This window comes from Herpetosiphonaceae bacterium (genome assembly GCA_036374795.1).
GTDB lineage: Bacteria > Chloroflexota > Chloroflexia > Chloroflexales > Kallotenuaceae > LB3-1.
Genome location: DASUTC010000037.1, coordinates 21,963 through 39,467, shown reverse-complemented (window position 1 = coordinate 39,467; position 17,505 = coordinate 21,963). Strand labels below are relative to the sequence as shown.

The 17,505-nt window shown below is 61.3% G+C and carries 13 protein-coding genes; 10 read left to right on the top strand and 3 right to left on the bottom strand.

The features are described from left to right. Positions 1 to 23: 23 nt before the first annotated feature. On the bottom strand, positions 24 to 182 hold the full coding sequence (locus VFZ66_02250) for a hypothetical protein (GenBank protein HEX6287977.1): 159 nt from the start codon (positions 180 to 182) through the stop codon (positions 24 to 26). A 403-nt stretch (positions 183 to 585) separates the two neighbouring features. Continuing rightward, positions 586 to 1,014, bottom strand: a complete 429-nt coding sequence (locus VFZ66_02245) for a TIGR03668 family PPOX class F420-dependent oxidoreductase (protein ID HEX6287976.1) — start codon at positions 1,012 to 1,014, stop codon at positions 586 to 588. 216 nt (positions 1,015 to 1,230) lie between these two features. Between VFZ66_02245 and VFZ66_02240 the strand changes: the two genes are divergently transcribed. The 7 genes from VFZ66_02240 to VFZ66_02210 all read left to right on the top strand — a co-directional run bounded on the left by VFZ66_02240 (position 1,231) and on the right by VFZ66_02210 (position 11,393). Beyond that, a complete protein-coding gene (locus VFZ66_02240; GenBank protein HEX6287975.1) occupies positions 1,231 to 2,259 on the top strand; it encodes a toll/interleukin-1 receptor domain-containing protein in 1,029 nt (342 codons plus the stop codon). Between the two features lie 303 nt (positions 2,260 to 2,562). Continuing rightward, positions 2,563 to 6,201, top strand: a complete 3,639-nt coding sequence (locus tag VFZ66_02235; protein ID HEX6287974.1) for an alpha-amylase family glycosyl hydrolase — start codon at positions 2,563 to 2,565, stop codon at positions 6,199 to 6,201. 562 nt (positions 6,202 to 6,763) lie between these two features. Next, positions 6,764 to 7,759 (top strand): extracellular solute-binding protein, encoded by a 996-nt coding sequence (locus VFZ66_02230; GenBank protein ID HEX6287973.1) that lies wholly within the window; start codon positions 6,764 to 6,766, stop codon positions 7,757 to 7,759. Between the two features lie 48 nt (positions 7,760 to 7,807). Next, positions 7,808 to 8,665, top strand: a complete 858-nt coding sequence (locus VFZ66_02225) for an ABC transporter permease (GenBank protein HEX6287972.1) — start codon at positions 7,808 to 7,810, stop codon at positions 8,663 to 8,665. Beyond that, positions 8,662 to 9,513, top strand: a complete 852-nt coding sequence (locus tag VFZ66_02220) for an ABC transporter permease (GenBank protein HEX6287971.1) — start codon at positions 8,662 to 8,664, stop codon at positions 9,511 to 9,513. Before VFZ66_02225 ends, VFZ66_02220 begins: the two co-directional genes overlap by 4 nt. A 31-nt stretch (positions 9,514 to 9,544) precedes the next feature. Next, on the top strand, positions 9,545 to 10,516 hold the full coding sequence (locus VFZ66_02215) for a spermidine/putrescine ABC transporter substrate-binding protein (protein HEX6287970.1): 972 nt from the start codon (positions 9,545 to 9,547) through the stop codon (positions 10,514 to 10,516). 46 nt (positions 10,517 to 10,562) lie between these two features. After that, on the top strand, positions 10,563 to 11,393 hold the full coding sequence (locus VFZ66_02210) for a lysyl oxidase family protein (protein ID HEX6287969.1): 831 nt from the start codon (positions 10,563 to 10,565) through the stop codon (positions 11,391 to 11,393). Between the two features lie 209 nt (positions 11,394 to 11,602). On the opposite strand, the gene VFZ66_02205 is transcribed toward VFZ66_02210, so the two are convergent. Continuing rightward, a complete protein-coding gene (locus VFZ66_02205) occupies positions 11,603 to 12,256 on the bottom strand; it encodes a hypothetical protein (GenBank protein HEX6287968.1) in 654 nt (217 codons plus the stop codon). Between the two features lie 359 nt (positions 12,257 to 12,615). Between VFZ66_02205 and VFZ66_02200 the strand changes: the two genes are divergently transcribed. The 3 genes from VFZ66_02200 (at position 12,616) to VFZ66_02190 (ending at position 17,466) form a co-directional block, all read left to right on the top strand. Beyond that, complete coding sequence (locus VFZ66_02200) at positions 12,616 to 15,387, top strand: tetratricopeptide repeat protein (GenBank protein HEX6287967.1); 2,772 nt, start codon at positions 12,616 to 12,618, stop codon at positions 15,385 to 15,387. A gap of 316 nt (positions 15,388 to 15,703) precedes the next feature. After that, positions 15,704 to 16,924 carry a PAS domain-containing sensor histidine kinase gene (locus VFZ66_02195; protein HEX6287966.1) on the top strand — a complete coding sequence of 407 codons (1,221 nt, stop codon included), beginning with the start codon at positions 15,704 to 15,706 and terminating at the stop codon, positions 16,922 to 16,924. Positions 16,925 to 17,007: 83 nt separating this feature from the next. Continuing rightward, the gene (locus VFZ66_02190) at positions 17,008 to 17,466 is read left to right on the top strand and encodes a nuclear transport factor 2 family protein (GenBank protein HEX6287965.1); all 459 of its coding nucleotides are present in this window, start codon (positions 17,008 to 17,010) and stop codon (positions 17,464 to 17,466) included. Positions 17,467 to 17,505: the final 39 nt, after the last annotated feature.

Sequence of the window (17,505 nt, the reverse complement as noted above, 5' to 3'; positions counted from 1 at the left end):
GCTCCTGAAAAACCGAGGTCCGCTTATGCGGACGGCGATGAGTTTGCCCGTTGACGATCAAGTTGCGCGGCGATGTCTCGGTACATATCGCCCCGGCTGCGCGCCAGCCCCAGCTCACGCCGCAGATGGACAATGTACGCCAGCGCGATCAGCAGCGCGGCAGCCGCAACACTGCGCAGCATAGTCTGCTCCCGAATAGTTCATTGCATCGACACCGATTGTAGCCGAGAAACGCTCGATGCTGCAACTGCTGCCGCTCCAGGCCAGCGGAGGGCACGCGCCGCGCTGTGATGCGAAAAACTGACGAAAACACCTATTTATGCCTTTCCCTAGCGCTCTGCTCAACATGTACGGCTCGCGCGATCGGCTCAGGCTGCAACAGAGTTCGGACAACATGGTATCCTGTTGAGCGTGATGCCTTAAACAGGAGCAGATGCGTGCGCATCGCATCGAGACGAATCAGGAGATCCGAACCAGCCCGGCTGATCGTCGTCTCGTCGCATACCAGGACAGCCTAAAAGTCGTGCCAACACCCCCAGCACGCCACAGCCAGCACGCAATGACGCCGTCTGATCGTCGCGTCGCTTAGACGTATAGCATCCCCCAGGCCACAACCGACGATGGACGAATGACGATGACCGGCTGCTGATCGATCGGCATCGTCTGGTATTGATGGTAGCGCGCCCTGAGCAGCTCGACAGCCGAACGATGCTCCGGGCTATCGACGGCGAGCAGCGACGCCGCACCACGGATCAGCACATAGGCCAGCACGCTCCAGTCGTCGCTATAGCGGTCGACGACCAGCGCAACCTGCGGATGGTCGAGAATATTACGCACACGGCGAAGCTGCTGCGGCGCGACTCGCTTCGGCTTGGCATCGAGGGCGATATACAGCGAATGGCCGTCGCAGGCGTAACAGACTGGAATAACATGCGGATCGCCAACGGCATCGACCGTTGCAAGCCGTCCGACGCGCTGTGCCAGAATAAAGGCCAACTGTTGATCGGTTAGCATCATCACATCTATGGTACTGCAAACCAGGAACCAAGAACCGTGAGGCCGGGGCGCAAGAACAAAGGAACACGGGAACAAAAACACATCAAGAACGGGCGCCATGCCCGGAGGGCGCCCGGCACACCAGGGAAACCTGGAACTCGAAACGTAGAGCGCAAAACTTGGATTTCGTCGCGCAGGTGACGGGACCGCCCATGAGCGGCAGGGGGTTAAGGGATGGAATTACTGGACGTGCTGACCGTCGTTTATGGTACCGAGGCGCGAACGATCGAGCTGTATCGTGGCGATCTGACGAATCTGCCGACACACGAAACAGTTGATATATTGGTCGTTTCCGCCTTTCCCAACAGCTATCTACCCATATCCGGCACGTTGATCGGCTCGCTCTACCGCCGAGGTGTCTCCGTCGAGGAACTTGCAAAAAACAAGGCCGTCGATCTGTGCTCGATCTGCTCGGCCTGGCTATCGCATGAGCTGATCGCGCCGCCAGAGGGTATTGCGTTCAAGCGCATCTTGTGCTTCGAGCCGCCGATCTTCGGCAACATTACCGAGGTCGTCGGCGATATTTTTCGCAGCCTGGCGCCGGTGCTCGCAATCGGCGATCCGGTTTCGGTTGCTATGCCGCTGATGACGACCAGCAATCGGGATGAGCCGGTTAATCAGGTGGTGACGGCGCTGCTCGACGCGGCAACGCAGTGGATGCGCCTTGGGCTGCCGGTGCGACGGCTCAAGCTCTTCGAGCAATCGGCGCCCAAAGCAGCCGCTTTGAAGCAGGCATTCGCCCGGTTGAAAGCCCAGTACCAGACAGAGCCGCTCCCGCCCCGCTCCATCCAGCAGGACAATGTGTTCATCAGCTACTCCAAGCAAGACAGTAGCGATAAAGCCTACCTGATCGCCGCCGAGCTACGCCAGGAGCGGCCCGACATGAACATCTTCCTCGATCGGCAGGCGCTCAACCCCGCCACTGCCTGGCAGCAGCAGATCTACGACACGATCGACCGCAGCCACACGATGATCGCGCTCTACTCTCCGGCATATTTAAGATCGAAAGCCTGCCAGGAGGAATTCAACGTGGCCTTTTACCGGCACCGCACCGTCGGCGAGCCGCGCCTGGTCCCGATCTGCTTATATAGCGCTCAACTGCCGGACTACATGAAGCTCCTGCCGTCTGCTGATTGCCGCGAAGGCGACGATCAGCGGCTGCGGGCAGTGTGCGCCGAGATTCTGGCAACATTCAACTCGTGACGATCCGGATCTTGCAAACACACCGCGCTGAAGGCACTTCGCGGCACGACCTTTGCCGCCGTATACCGGAGACGCACCCGACGACGCAGCACCGCCGCTGCGTCGATTGGTAGATAGCAGGAGGGCACAGTCATCGCCAGACACGATCGAGGTGTCGCTCCCGCTTTTTGCCAGGATAGACCATGCCAGGTGCCGAGTGACACACAGCGACCGGAGCAAGGCTTGTCCATCTTCAAGACGAGCCGTGGTCAATGCATAGGTGAGGCTAGCATGGAACAGCAGGTTGGATACGTTGGGAGAACGATGGAATTTCACGTCTCGCGCGCGGCCAGAGAGCGCTACCAGTTCGATGAGACGCTCTTTTCTACGCGCGGCAGCGTGATCATCGCGAATTTTCATGCCGCTCGTGTCTTCGCGCAGCGCATCAACGACCAGCGAGATGTGATCAATTTTCCTGAGCGCGCCGTCAGCGCGGGCCAGATCAACGCGATGGGCCTGATCGACGAGATCCTGCACATGGTGATCGACCAGTATCGCCAGCAAAAAAATCCGCAGGTGATCCAGCAAGCCCTGGAAGCGCTCGACCAGCGGCTCGGTAGCGCGGAGGTCGACCGTACGCTGCGCGCCTTCGCCGACGAGTTTCCGCCGGTTGCGGTCTATCGCGGCGACGTGACGCTCGACGAGTACATGAGCGACACAACCGATGGCGTTGCGCATCGCGAGATTGTGCTCGAAGAGATGCTGATGCTCTGGCTGGCAAACGCCAACCCGGCGTACCAGCCCTTCCTTGAACTCTTCGACGACGCGACGCTCGAAGCGCAGACCCCCTACCAGGGCATGATCGACGGGCTGCACGAATTTTTCGATAGCCAGCCTGGCTTCGGCCCGCGCAACGAGAGTCTGCTGGCGATCCTGCGCAGCCCGGCGCTCGCTATGCCGAACTCGCTTGCGGGCCAGCTTGAGTTCCTGCTTGGCCGCTGGAGCGGAATACTCGGCAGCTATCTCTACCGCCTGCTCAGCAGCCTCGATCTGATCAAAGAAGAAGAGAAGATGGTCTTCATCGGCGCGGGCGGCCCCGGCGGCGGTGGTCCCGTCGAGGTTTATAGCTTTACCGGCCAGGAGCACGAGCTAGAGCGCTTCACGCCCGATCGCGACTGGATGCCGCGCCTGGTGCTGATCGCTAAAAACGCCTTCGTCTGGCTCGACCAGCTCTCAAAGAAGTACCAGCGTCCGATCCATCGGCTCGATCAGATCCCGGATCAGGAGCTGGATACGCTGGCGCGCTGGGGCATCACCGGCCTCTGGCTGATCGGCCTGTGGGAGCGCAGCACCGCCTCGAAGACGATCAAGCAGCTGATGGGCAACCAGGACGCCGTCGCCTCGGCCTACTCACTGTTGGACTACCAGATCGCGGCGGATCTCGGCGGTGACGCGGCGGTCGAACATCTCAAAGCGCGCGCGTGGCAGCGCGGCATTCGGCTCGCCAGCGACATGGTGCCCAACCACACCGGCATCGATGGGCGCTGGGTGATCGAGCATCCCGAATGGTTCATCAAGCTCGACTACAGCCCGTATCCGTCCTACAGCTTCAACGGCCCCGATCTCTCCTGGGACGAGCGGATCGGTATCTTTCTGGAAGATCACTACTACGATCGCAGCGATGCCGCCGTGGTCTTCAAGCGCGTCGATCGCTGGTCCGGCGAGGCGCAGTATATCTACCACGGCAACGACGGCACGAGCATGCCCTGGAACGATACCGCGCAGATCAACTACCTCCATCCTGAGGCGCGCGAGGCGGTGATCCAGACGATTCTGCATGTTGCGCGGCAGTTCCCGGTGATTCGCTTCGACGCGGCGATGACGCTTGCCAAGCGCCATATCCAGCGGCTGTGGTTCCCTGAGCCGGGATCGGGCGGCGCGATTGCCTCACGCTCCGAGTTCGGCATCACCAAGGCGCAGTTCGACGCGCTGATGCCGCACGAGTTCTGGCGCGAGGTCGTCGATCGCGCGGCGGTGGAAGCGCCCGACACGCTGCTGCTGGCCGAGGCGTTCTGGCTGATGGAAGGCTACTTCGTGCGCACGCTGGGCATGCACCGGGTCTATAACAGCGCCTTTATGAACCTGCTGCGCGACGAGGAGAACGCCAAGTATCGCCAGGTGATGAAGAACACGCTGGAGTTCGATCCTGAGATCTTGAAGCGCTTTGTCAACTTCATGAACAACCCCGACGAGCGCACGGCGGTCGAGCAGTTCGGCAAGGACGATAAGTACTTCGGCATCTGCACGGTGATGGTGACGATGCCGGGATTGCCGATGTTCGGCCACGGCCAGGTCGAGGGCTTTACCGAGAAGTACGGCATGGAGTATCGCCGCGCCTACTGGGACGAGCAGCCCGACAGCTATCTGATCCAGCGCCATGAGCGTGAGATCTTCCCGCTGCTGCATCGTCGCTACCTCTTCGCCGCCGCCGAGCACTTCCTGCTCTACGACTGTTACATGCCCGAAGGCGGCGTCAACGAAGATGTCTTCGCCTACTCGAATCGCTTCGGCGACGATCGCACGCTGGTGCTGTACCACAACCGATACGCCACGACGCGCGGCTGGATCAAAACCTCGGTCGCGTACTCGGTCAAAAACGACCAGGGCGGCGATCGCAGGCTGGTACAGCGCACGCTGGGCGATGGCTTGGCGCTCAACGCCGACGAGCGCTGCTACTACATCTTCCGCGATCAGATCTCCGGGCTGGAGTATCTTCGGAGCGGCAAAGAGCTGTACGAGCGCGGCCTGTACATCGAGCTTGGCGCGTACCAGCACCACGTGTTCATGGACTTCCGCGAGGTCTTCGATACCGAGTGGGGCCAGTACGCGCACCTGGCCGCACAGTTGGGCGGGCGGGGCGTGCCCAGCATCGAGGAGGCGCAGCGCGAGATCTTCTTGCAGCCGATCCACCAGCCGTTCAAGGAGCTGGTCAACGTCGATCTGTTCCGCCGCCTGATCGACGCGCGGGTGACGACGCTGGAATCTGAGGCGGATGCGACGACGACACAGCGATCCGCCAAACAGGACGAGGGAGCTAAGGCCAAGGCGGTCGCACAGCCTGCTGCCGCGAAGACCGCGCAGAAAGCCAGCGCAGCCAGCGCCGAGGACGAGGCTGCAGCGCCCTCTGCGTCTACGCTGCTATCCGAGGTCGAGTCCAAGACGATCGCGCTGTTCCAGGGCATCGGCGAGCTGACCGGCAGCCGTGGCGATCCGACGGCGCTCGCGCAGGAGGTGCGCCGGACGCTAGAGGCAATCCTGCACCTGCCCGCGCTGGAACGCCGCTTCTCGGCTCCCGACGATCAGGAGTACCAGGCCGCCAACGAGTATCTTCAGCGCAACCTGGATGGCGATCCGATCCCATGGAGCGCGCTCTTCGGCTGGCTCTTCACCTATGGCCTGGGCAAGTTCAGCAGCCCCAACGATGGCGCGCAGCAAAGCCGCAGCCTGATCGACGAGTGGATGCTCAACCGGATTATCGCGGGTGTCTTCCGCGACCTGGGCGAGGACGAAACGGCTGCGTGGCGGTCGGTCGCGCTGATCAAGCTGCTGATCAGCCACGATCTGCAACCGAGCGCCGAGGGCGCAGCGGCGCAGGGCAACGGCTCGACGCTGGAGCAACTGTTCAAGGACAGCGCCTTCCAGCAGCTCTTGCAGGTCAACCGCTACCGCGAGGTGCTGTGGTTCAACCGGGAAGCCTTCGAGCGCCTGCTGTGGGCGATGCTGGCAAAAACAACGGTCAGCGCCAGCGCCGCTCCCAGAGCCTCGACCAAAAAGGTCGCGGAGGCTGTCGGCGCAACCTACAGCCGGATCGAGCGGCTCCAGACAGCGGCGGAGCAATCAGGCTATCAGGTCGAGGGGCTGCTGTCGGCGCTGAAAGACAAGGCCGCTCCGGTCAAGCAGTAGCGTGCGACCGATCGTGCGGCGGAGAGCGGAGCGCTGGCGTCGGCGCTCCGCCTGGCATTTCAGCGTCAATCACCCGATGACGCACCACCGCCGGATCTGCGCCGCGCCCATGTCGGCGCTCGTCCGCCGTGCAGCAGCACAGCACCTTGACAGACCTTATATACTAAAGTTCACTGAGGCTCTATCTCATCGGCGGCGCATGGCTATGATCGTCCGGCTTCTTGAGCAGGACAGGCTGTACCGAGTTGCCGCTCAGCTACCACATGTAAGGAGGCGCGAAACAACGCTAGGAGCACTATCGGAAACACGTTCAACGCACAGATGTCGACGATACCTCTATCGATGAAGCTGGCAGGTGTTGTAGGAGGACCTGGATATGAAGCCATCGCGACGCCGACTCGTCCAGACATGTGCAGCCATGCTCCTGTTCGCTCTGTTTGCCACGGCCTGTGGCGCACCTACAGAAACCGGATCTACACAGACGCAAGCTACGCCCGGCGCTTCTGCTGCGGGCGGCACTCAATCAGCACCCCCTAGCCCTGCCAGCCAGCAGACCACGGCGATGGCAGGCCAGAGCGATCAGACAGGCAGCCTGGCCGTTCTCGACTGGGCTGGCTACGATGCACCAGATTTCTGGATCGACTTCAAGAACGCATACCCCAAGGTGACGGCCAACTTCGAGATCGGCTCCTCGGACGCGGATGTGTACGCCAAGATGAAAGCCGGAAACAAGGCCGACCTGTTTCACATCTACACCGGCTGGCTCCAGTTCTACGTCGACGAAGGGCTGGTCGCCGAGATTGACACCTCGAAGCTGACCAACTGGAACAAGCTGCCGGAGAGCTTCAAGGCGATCGGGCAGGTCAACGGCAAGCAGTATTTCGTGCCCTGGGATTGGGGCTTCACCTCGATCCTGTATCGCACCGACAAGGTTCCTGAGGGGATCGACTCGTGGGCCGCGCTGATGGACCCCAAGTACAAAGGCCACATCTCGATGTGGGACGACGGCCCCGGCGCTGTCACCATCTCCTCGTATATCCACGGCTGGGACGAGACGAAGATTACCGATGAGCAGCTGGCGCAGATCAAAGAAGAGTGGACCAAGCAGCGCGATCTGAATCTCTTCTACTGGACCGGCGAGCCTGAGCTGATCGATGCGATGGCGCGGGGCGATGTGTGGGTCGCCTATGCCTGGCAAGGAGCGTACGCCCAGCTGCTCAGCAAGGGCACGCCCGTGGCGTATGCCAATCCAAAAGAAGGACGCAACTCCTGGGTCGGCCTGTACGGCATCCGCAAAGACAGCCCCAACTATGATCTCGCCTTGAAGTTCCTCGACGCCAAGCTCGCGCAGGCCACCGGCAACAACGTGGTCAACCAGTTCTACTACGGACATGCCAATCAGGACGTGATGGCGAGCATCGCCGACGAGACGCTCAAAAAAACGTTCTCGATCGACGATCCCTCGATCCTGTCGAAGACCAACTTCACGCCCAACCTGACCGCCGAGCAGCGCGACGCATGGACGGCGATGTGGGCTGAGATCAAGGCCGCGCCCTGATGAGCACGATCGCGCCTGGGCTTTGCGCCGCTCGCCGACAACCGACGTATGATTGATCGTCGCACCACGTTCTGGGGGCTGTATCTGCTGCCGCTGCTCTGGCTGGCCGCCTTTCTGCTCGTGCCGCTGCTGCTGATGGGCGCGTTCAGCTTCCGGGCCGACATGAGGGGCGAGCTGCTTCAGCCCTGGACGCCAACACTCAAGCAGTACGCGCTGCTCTTCGGCGGCGGGCGCTACTGGCGGCTGCTGCTGACCTCGACCTCGATCGCGCTGGTGGTGGCGCTCTGCGCAACTTCGCTCGCCTATCCGCTGGCCTACTTCCTGGCGTACCGGGCAGGCCGCCATGCGGGCTTGTATCTGGTGCTGCTGCTGGTGCCGTTCTGGACCAGCTATCTGCTGCGGGTAATGGCCTGGAAGATCATGCTGGGATCGGACGGCGTGATCAACTCCTTTTTGTTGTACGTTGGCCTGATCGATCAGCCGCTGACGATCCTGCTCTACAATCGCTACGCCGTCGTGATCACCTTGATCTACGTCTGGATTCCGTTTGTGGCCCTGCCGATCCTGGCGGCGCTCCAGCGCATCGACCGCTCGCTCTTCGACGCCGCCGCCGATCTTGGGGCCACACCCTTCCGGCAGTTCTGGCGCGTGACGTTTCCGCTCAGCTTGCCTGGCGTGATCGCAGGATTTTTCATGGTCTTTATCCCAACCGTCGGCGAATACGTCACGCCGCTGCTCGTCGGCGGCAGCCGAGGAAGCATGTACGGCAACATCATTCAGGATTTCTTCACCAAGGCCGCGAACTGGCCCTTCGGCGCGGCGCTGTCGCTGATCATGCTGGCCGGATCGCTGCTGCTGGTCGCGCTGGCCTCACGCCTGGTAGACGTGCGGAGGCTGGTCCAATGACCCGACGTTCAACGCTGCTGCCGCGAGTACGTCTGCGGGCACAGGGACTCGATCTCCGCCGCGAGCGCGGCGCGGCCCGCCGCGCGCCTGCGCTGCTGACCTGGTACTACTTTGGGCTGATCGCGCTGCTGTATCTGCCGATCGTCGTGCTCTTTTTGTTCTCGATCAACAACAACACGTCACTCTCGTTTCCGCTCCAGGGGCTCACGCTCCGCTGGTACCAGCAGCTCTTCGACTCGCCCCCGATCTTGCGCGCGGCGCGCAACAGCCTGATCGTGGCGGTGGGCAGCAGCTTCGTCGCGACGGCGCTGGGCACGATGGTCGCCCTGCTGATCGCGCGCTACCAGTTCCGCACGAAGACGCTGCTGGTGATGCTGACGGTGCTGCCGCTCTTTGTCCCGTTTATCGTCCTGGCCGTGGCGCTGCTACTCTTTTTCGCCGCGCTGGACATCGATCGCTCGCTCTGGACCGTGGGGATTGCCCATACGGTAGTAGCGCTGCCGTACACGCTGCTGATCGTGGTTTCGCGGCTGCTCGGCTTCGATGCCAGCCTCGAAGATGCGGCGATGGATCTGGGAGCGGATTATCCAACCACGCTGCGCCGGATTGTGCTGCCGATCATCGCGCCCAGCATGGTTTCGGCCTGGCTGGTCGCGTTTACCGTGTCGTTCGATGAGTTCGCGCTGGCCTTGTTCCTGGCTGGCACCGAGCCGACCTTTCCGGTCTATCTGTTCAGTCAACTGCGCTTTGCCAACCGGCTGCCGGTGATGATTGCGCTGGCCGTGCTGCTGATGATCGGCACGCTCACGCTGGTTTTCGTGGCCGAGCGTCTGCGTCGTGTCGAGTAGCAGACGCGCTCAAGGGTGAAAAGAGCTTCGCATGGAAGATACGCTGACGATCCTCTCGTGGCCCGACTATATCAATCCGCTGACGATCGAGCAGTTTCAGCGCGCGTTCGAGATCGCCGTGACAGTGGAGGTCGTGCCAAGCGCTGTCGAGCTTATCGAGCGCATGCGCGCGCCCGGCCCGCCGCCCGATGTGCTCGTTCCGCCGGATTATGCCGTGCGCGAGCTGCACGCCGAGCACCGGCTGCTGGCGCTCGATCCGGCGCGTCTGCCCAATCTCCACTATATCGATCCGCGCTTCCGCTATGGCCGCGCTCACGACCCGTATGGACAGGTCAGCGTCGTCAAAGACTGGGGCACCACCGGCTTTATGTATCGTCGCGATATGATTCGCGAGCAGCCGCGCTCGTGGGCCGATTTCTGGCAGCTTGCCGAGCGCTACTCCGGCCACGTGACGGTGCTCGACTCGCCCGGCGAGGTGATCGGGGCGGCGCTCAAGCTGCTCGGACACTCGTATAACGCTGTCGACGAGGCGGCGCTGGCTCAGGCCCGGGCCGATCTGCTCAACCTCAAGCCGCATCTGCGCGCCTTCGAGACAAACTACCGACCGCTGCTGGCGTCCGGTGCGGTCTACCTGGCGCTTGGCTGGAATGGCGACGCCGCTGCCCTGCTCGCCGACGACGTGCCGGTGCAGTACGTCGTGCCGGTCGAAGGATCGCAGATCTGGGAGGATGACTGGGCGATAGCGGCGGAGGCGGCGCATCCTGAGGCGGCCTACACCTTTCTTGATTTCGTGCTGCGTCCCGACATTGCGGCGCAAGAGGCGCGCTACACGCGCTACGCCACGGGCAATCGCTCGGCACTCGCGCTGCTCGACGAGCAGACGCGCCACGATCGATCGATCTATCCATCGCCGGAGATATTACAAAAGCTGGAGCCTGGGCTGCCGCTCGATGCCGAGGGCTATGCCCGGCGCGAGGCATTATGGAAGGAGGTGCGCGGCTAGGATCGTCGGGCTGTTCGGTTATAGGATCGCTACTAAGGAGGCTCATATGAAGCAACGTCGCTTGGTCGTCACACTACTTGCCCTGTGCTGTCTGTCGATTATCGCGGCAACAGCCGTCTTTGCTGCACCGCAATCCAGCGGCTTGTATCCCGATATGCGCACGGTCGTTCCCGCGCATCTCCAGCTTGTCAACCAGCAGCAGCAAGAGATCTTACGCTTCTCGAACGGTATCGCCAACACCGGGCCTGGACCCTGGGCGCTGCGGCCCGATCCGCCACTCAGCGGCGCGACCAGCACGGTCAGCGCAGTTCAGGAGATTCGCGACTCCAACGCTTACTACAAGTGCGGTGAGCAGCCCAAGCAGGTGACGGAATGCTACAACGTCGTGTCCGAACGTGTGGCCGGTACCTTCGCGTTTCACCCGGAGCATAACCACTGGCATATCGGCGATGTCGCGCTCTTCGAGGTGCGTAAAGGCAGCCCAACCGGGCCGATCGTCGGCGGCAACTCGATCAAGACGACCTTCTGCCTGATCGATTGGTACAAGCTCGACGACAACGCGCCCTCCGCCGAGCGCACCTTCTTCGACTGTTATACCAGCTTCCAGGGCATCGCGTCGGGCTGGGTTGACCAGTACCATCAGTCGACGGAGGGGCAGCAGCTTTATCTGACGGGCGTGCCCAATGCCGACGACTACTACCTTGTCAGCACGTCCAACTACGCTGGCATCTTCCTTGAGTCGGATTACACCAATAACACCGCGTGGGTCAAGTTCCGGCTCTACACCGACAGCAACGGCAACCGCAAGATCCAGGTTACGGATCACTCGCCGTGTGGAAGTCCGGGCATGTGCGGCGAGCGCTCGACCAACCGCTAGCAGCGCGATCTGTCCTACCTGTGGGGAGCGTGGCTTGGGGCTTGACCCGCCTCAGGCTTTCCCCAGAGCATCCGCCAGCTACACAGAGCGCCTGACGGTGCGCAGGTGCTCTGTGTAGCTCGTGCTTTTATAAGCCGGATGAGACTCCTGCCCCGCCCGTCTCGGTCAAGCCTGCCATGCCTCGTATCTGCCCGCAGGACCGGGCTGCTCTACCACGAATACAACCAATAGCTCACATCATCGATCCGGATCGATTCGCCAGGCGTATAGAGCGTCGCATAGAATTTGAGCCGAATCGCCTGCCCACGGTAATCTCCACGCACCGGGAACGTCATCCGTGCGCACGTGCGCTGCTTGCTGGGGTCGGCAAGCTGGATCGCTGCCACGTTTTCGACTTCAACGCTCGGATTGCTCTGGTAGCTGATTCCAATTCTGAAAATATCGTACCAGCTCGCATTCGCTGGCGCGTCGATGTAGATACTCGCGCTTATATCTGCGTGCTGGGGATTGGCCCAGCTTGCTGCCGGGACGGTAATATCTTGATAGAAGGATGGTCGCAGCACTGTGGAGCTGAGCTGTGCCGTCGTCGTATTGGTGCACACCCCATTCGACACACGGGCCGCACCGGTTCCGAATACCCAGTTCGGACAGTTGTTATCAAAGCCGCCATCGATCACCACGTCTTGCGCCGTGCCGCGAGAATAAGGATATGGCGGACTCATCTGGCAGACCGATGTCGTTTGCACCTCCGTGCGCGGTGCTCGTGAGCCAACTGCCTGAGTTGCCGATGGCGCTGGGATGAGCAGCAGCGCTAATGCCACGAGCACGAGGCAATATCGATAGTGGATGCGGGAGATTCTCATAGTGTCCTCACGTCAATTCAGAAAACCGTTTGTGCTATCCGTCGTTGCCGCCACTTTTCGGGGATCTGTTTCGGTACACCTCCTACCGAGCGTGATGTTGATGTGGTGCTGACGTGATCGAGGCAGCCAGGAGCACAGCGCTGCGTCTTGGCGAGCTCCAATCACGATGGCGTTGGGAGCCTGCGTGATTGTTGTTGTACCTTGCCCGTTTCCTACGGCATAGAAACTGGTACGCAGCTATTAAAGCGCACCATTGCCGACGATGGAAGCCTTGAAGCAATACAAAAACCCATACAAAAGGCATACACAGCGGCGATGCTACGTCATCCTGGTAGTTGCAGGAGCTCAGGAGCGCAGGGATGAACGACCATGGATCATTCGGCAGTTGGCTGAAACAGCAGCGTAAAACAGCAGGGTTGACTCAGGGCGAGCTTGCACGGCGCATCGGCTGCGCGCTCATAACGATCCAGAAGATCGAGGCAGGCGAGCGTCGGCCCTCGGTACAGATCGCCCAACGGCTCGCCGAGCGGCTGGAGATCGCGCCGGACGAGCGCCCGGCCTTTCTGGCGTGGGCGCGCAGGGAACCGCCCGCCGATCACCGAGCGCAGCCTGCCGAGAGCAATCGCCAGGCTCCCTGGCAGCATGGCTACTGTGCCAGGAACAACCTGCCCATGCCGCTCACGCCGCTGATTGGTCGCGAGCGCGAGGTCGCGGCGGTGCGCATACTCCTGCTGCGCGACAGTGTGCGCCTCGTCACGCTCTCCGGCGCTCCCGGCATCGGCAAAACCCGTCTGGGTATCCAGGTGGCATCCGAGCTGCTCGGCGCCTTTGGCGATGGCGTCTTCTTCGTCGCACTGGCTACCATCTTCGATCCGGCGCTCGTTGCCGCTACGATCGCCCAGACGTTGAACATCCGCGAGGATGGGAAAGGTTCGTCCTGGGACGTCCTCAGGGATGCGCTGCGCAACAAGCACATGCTGCTGGTGCTGGATAACTTCGAGCAGGTGCTTTCGGCAGCGCCGCCGCTGGTCGAGCTGCTGGTGAGCTGTCCGCGTCTCAAGCTCCTGATTACCAGTCGCGCGGTGCTGCATCTCTCCGGCGAGCATGAGTTTATCGTGCCCCCGCTGGCGCTGCCCGATCCTGGCCGCCTGCCACCTGTCGCAGCGCTCGCGCGGTATGCTGCCGTAGACCTCTTCGTCCAGCGCACGCAGGCGCTCAGGCCCGACTTCACGCTCACCGAGGCGAACGCGCCCGCCGTGGCGGAGATCTGCGTGCGCCTGGATGGGCTGCCTCTGGCGATCGAGCTGGCGGCGGCGCGCAGTAAGCTGTTCGCGCCTCAGGCGCTCCTCACACGGCTGACGAGTCGGCTTAAGCTGCTGACCGGCGGCGCGCACGATCTGCCCGCCCGGCAGCAAACGCTGCGGAGCACGATCGACTGGAGCTATGACCTGCTGGATGAATCCGAGCAAGCGCTGTTTCGGCAGCTCGGTATCTTCGTGGGCGGCTGCACGCTTGACGCGGTAGGCGCAATCTGCGGAAGCCAGCGGCTCGACAGAGCGCAAGGAGGACACCTGCTCGATCCGCCCTCCTCGCTCCTCTCATCCCAGGTTTTGGACAGGCTGACCTCGCTGGTGGATCGGAGCCTGCTGAGACAGGCTGAGGGCGTGGCCGGAGAGCCGCGCTTCTTCATGCTGGAGACGAGCCGTGAGTATGCTCTTGATCGGCTGGCGGCGCACGGCGAGACGGACGACCTTCGTCAACAGCATGCCCGCTTCTTCCTGGCGTTAGCAGAGCATGTCGAGCTGAGGCTCCACGGCTCAGATCAGGTTCTGCTGCTTGACCGATTGGAGCAGGATCACGACAACATGCGGACGGCGCTGGTCTGGCTGCTGGAGAGCAGGCACATGGAAGCAGGGCTGCGCCTGGCGGGAGCGCTCGGAAGGTTCTGGTCGGTGCGCGGCTACGTGACTGAGGGGCGCGGATGGCTGGAGAAACTCCTTGCCGAGACATCGGAGCAAACGCTGGTGCGAGCAAAGGCGCTTCATTGGGCGGGCGTGCTTGCTTCCCGCCAGGTAGACTATGCCGCAGCCCAAACACACTACGCCCGGAGTCTGGCGCTCTATCGCCAGCACTGCAACAGACAGGGTATCGCCGCAGTGCTGACCGGCCTGGGCGAGCTTGCGCACGGGCAGGGAGACTATCGTGCCGCGCGTCAGTGCTTTGAAGAAAGTCTGGCTCTGTGCCGCGAGCTGGACGATACCTGGGGCGTTACCCGCGCGCTGAGCGGCCTGGGCGCGATCTCGCGCGACACAGGCGACAACGTAACCGCGCGCGCGCTTTTTGAAGAAAGCCTGGCCCTGTGCCGCGCGCTGGACGATACCTGGGGCATTGCCCGGCTGCTGTACCGGCTTGGGAGCGCGGCCTACTATCTCGGCGACCACGCGCTGGAGTATGCGTGCTACCAGGAGAGCCTCGGCATATGGCAGGCGCTGGGCGACAAATCGGGAATGGCTGCGTCGCTGCACAACCTGGGACGTGTGGCCTTGAACGAAGGAGACTACGTCGCAGGACATGCCCGCCTCACCGAGAGCCTGGCGCTGTACCAGGAGCTGGGCGACAAAAAGGGCATTGCGGTAGCACTAACCAACCTGGGCGAGCTGGCGCGGAGTCTTGGCAACGACGCGCAGGCCGCAGCCTACTATGAAGAGGGCCTGGCCTTGTACCGTGAGATGGCCGACAAATGGCGCATCGCCATCTCGCTGCACAATCTCGGACATGTCGCGCATCACCAGGACGACCATCGTCGTGCAGCCACGCTGTTCCATGAGAGCCTGGCGGTCTATCGGACCCTGGAGAACCGGGTTGGAATTGCGATGTGCCTTGCCGGTCTGGCAGGCGTGGCCGGGACACGCGGCCAGCCGGAGCGGGCAGCGCGGTTGTTCGGAGCGGCAGAGGAAATGCTGAACGCCAGTGGTGAAAGCATGTATATCAGCGATCGCATCGAATATGAGCGCAATAAGGCCACGATACGCGATCAGCTTGGCAGCGTGATCTTTGAAAGCCTGTGCTCGCAAGGACGTACGATGCCGCTGGCGGATCTTATCGCCGAGGCGCTACGTATTGAAGACTGAACGCGATGATTGATCCAGCGTGTAGCCGACTCTATGGAAGTCTTCTGGGCATCAGATAAGAGTTCAATCGTATCCTAGCCACTATTCCTATAGACATCGGCAACTGGTCATGCAATAATACGGCGTGCCGGTTTCCCAAACACCACGCCACTCATTCGCGCAACCTTTCCTCAATTGGCTCGTGTGAGGCTAGCGTGGCGCTATCCTGAGCCTGCCGCATTTTGCAGCCGCCTCACGGTGGATCTAAGAGCTTTGATAACACGCTACCAGCGACCACGGTCGCCGGAATACTTTTGATGAAATCACTGGGTTCTGTATGACTGATACCAGCCAGGCCACGGAACAACTGCGCAACGAGGTTCTACACCTCCGCCACCGCGTGACGCAGCTCGAGGCACAAGTCATCCAGGTTGGGCAAGCCCCAGGTACGCTGCCGCACTTGGAGGAACCATTTGCTGCGCTCTTTCGCGCAAGTCCAGTTGCCGTGGTTATCTCCGCGTTAGCGGATGGACGATATGTTGACGTCAATGAGTATTTTGCGCGGATTACCGGATACGAGCGGGAGGAGGTCATTGGCCGAACAGCGCTTGAATTGGGCGTATGGGATAACCCCGAAGATCGCAACCGCATCGGGCGTATGTTGCTTGAGCAGCCCGTGATTCGCGACATCGAGCTTACGTTTCGCACCAGGCAGCAGGAGCGTCGTATTGTTATCGCCTCGCTTGCGCTGATCGATTATGAGGGATACCCGTGCGTGCTGACGATGTGCCATGATATTACCGAGCGGCGACTTGCGGCGATTGAGCGCGAACGGCTCCTGCACGAGGCTCAGGCGGCTATTCGCATTCGTGACGACTTTTTGGCAATAGCCGCGCACGAGCTGAAAACACCGCTCACAACCCTACAGCTTCACATCCAAAGCCTGCAACGAGTTGCCCAAAAAGGTGACAACGCGACTGATATGCTCATCGAGCGACTTATGAGCAAGCTCGACGTAACCAATCAGCAGCTAGGCCGATTGACACACCTGGTTGACGAGCTGCTGGATGTTACACAGATTCGGGAAGGGCAGATGCCCCTGCATTTGGAGGCACTCGACCTCGGTCAGATCGCCAGGACGATTGTTGCGCGCTTTGAGGAGCAGTTCATGCAGGCGAACTGTCGTGTGACGCTGGACGTTGCTCCTTCACAGATGATCGAGGCGGACCAGTCGGGCATCGATCGCATCATCACCAACCTCCTATCCAATGCGGTTAAGTACGGGCGTGGACAGCCCATCGAGCTGCGTGTAACGGGCGATGCCACGTCAGTGTGCTTGATCGTGCGGGATTACGGGATCGGGATCGCCGTGGCAGATCACCAGCGGATCTTTGAGCGATTTGAGCGGGCGGTCCCAAATAATGATTATGGAGGCCTTGGGCTGGGCCTGTATGTGGTACAGCAGCTTGTGACGGCGCTCCACGGCGCGATCTACGTAGAGAGCGAGCCCGGCAGCGGCGCCACATTTATAGTAACCTTTCCCCGTCATGTACACTGAGGATGGTCGCGCCAGACCAGATGAGCATGCTGTACGTATGAGGCATCGAGGCTATACTGCTCACGACGAAACACGAGGTATGTATGGCCGCATCAGCATACGATCTTGTTGCAAGCTGCTTCGCTGCAATCGAGTCGAAGGATCTCGCTGCTGTATTGAGCTACTTTGCCGATGATGCTGTGCTGATCGATCCGCATTATCCTAACCCGCATATGGTTGGCAAGCCAGCGATTGCAGAAGGATTAGCGTGGGCATTCGCAACCCTGGAGCGCTTGAACTTCAGGATTGTCAACTTTTTTGCGGCGGAAGACGGACACAGTATCGCGATCGAAACAGCAACGGCTCATATGCTGCCCGGTGGCAGATCCGTGCGGTTGACCCAAATATTCGTTATTGTCATTCGCGACGGTCTTGTCGTTCGCCTGCAAGCGTATACTCCTTACGGACCTAACGGCCTTGCCGCTTTGCTCTTAGGGCTGATGCGATTATGGAGGAGGCTCACGAGAAGCAGGCGGTCGCCCCCGAAATCGGTCGAACCTTAACCGTTTCCCTCGCTCTCACCGAGACAGCCTCATCGCGAA

Bases quoted from the DNA above. Each gene is read 5' to 3' on its own strand.
- VFZ66_02250 (HEX6287977.1), bottom strand. From the start codon at position 182: ATGCTGCGCAGTGTTGCGGCTGCCGCGCTGCTGATCGCGCTGGCGTAC.
- VFZ66_02245 (HEX6287976.1), bottom strand. From the start codon at position 1,014: ATGCTAACCGATCAACAGTTGGCCTTTATTCTGGCACAGCGCGTCGGA.
- VFZ66_02240 (HEX6287975.1), top strand. From the start codon at position 1,231: ATGGAATTACTGGACGTGCTGACCGTCGTTTATGGTACCGAGGCGCGA.
- VFZ66_02235 (HEX6287974.1), top strand. From the start codon at position 2,563: ATGGAATTTCACGTCTCGCGCGCGGCCAGAGAGCGCTACCAGTTCGAT.
- VFZ66_02230 (HEX6287973.1), top strand. From the start codon at position 6,764: ATGGCAGGCCAGAGCGATCAGACAGGCAGCCTGGCCGTTCTCGACTGG.
- VFZ66_02225 (HEX6287972.1), top strand. From the start codon at position 7,808: ATGATTGATCGTCGCACCACGTTCTGGGGGCTGTATCTGCTGCCGCTG.
- VFZ66_02220 (HEX6287971.1), top strand. From the start codon at position 8,662: ATGACCCGACGTTCAACGCTGCTGCCGCGAGTACGTCTGCGGGCACAG.
- VFZ66_02215 (HEX6287970.1), top strand. From the start codon at position 9,545: ATGGAAGATACGCTGACGATCCTCTCGTGGCCCGACTATATCAATCCG.
- VFZ66_02210 (HEX6287969.1), top strand. From the start codon at position 10,563: ATGAAGCAACGTCGCTTGGTCGTCACACTACTTGCCCTGTGCTGTCTG.
- VFZ66_02205 (HEX6287968.1), bottom strand. From the start codon at position 12,256: ATGAGAATCTCCCGCATCCACTATCGATATTGCCTCGTGCTCGTGGCA.
- VFZ66_02200 (HEX6287967.1), top strand. From the start codon at position 12,616: ATGAACGACCATGGATCATTCGGCAGTTGGCTGAAACAGCAGCGTAAA.
- VFZ66_02195 (HEX6287966.1), top strand. From the start codon at position 15,704: ATGACTGATACCAGCCAGGCCACGGAACAACTGCGCAACGAGGTTCTA.
- VFZ66_02190 (HEX6287965.1), top strand. From the start codon at position 17,008: ATGGCCGCATCAGCATACGATCTTGTTGCAAGCTGCTTCGCTGCAATC.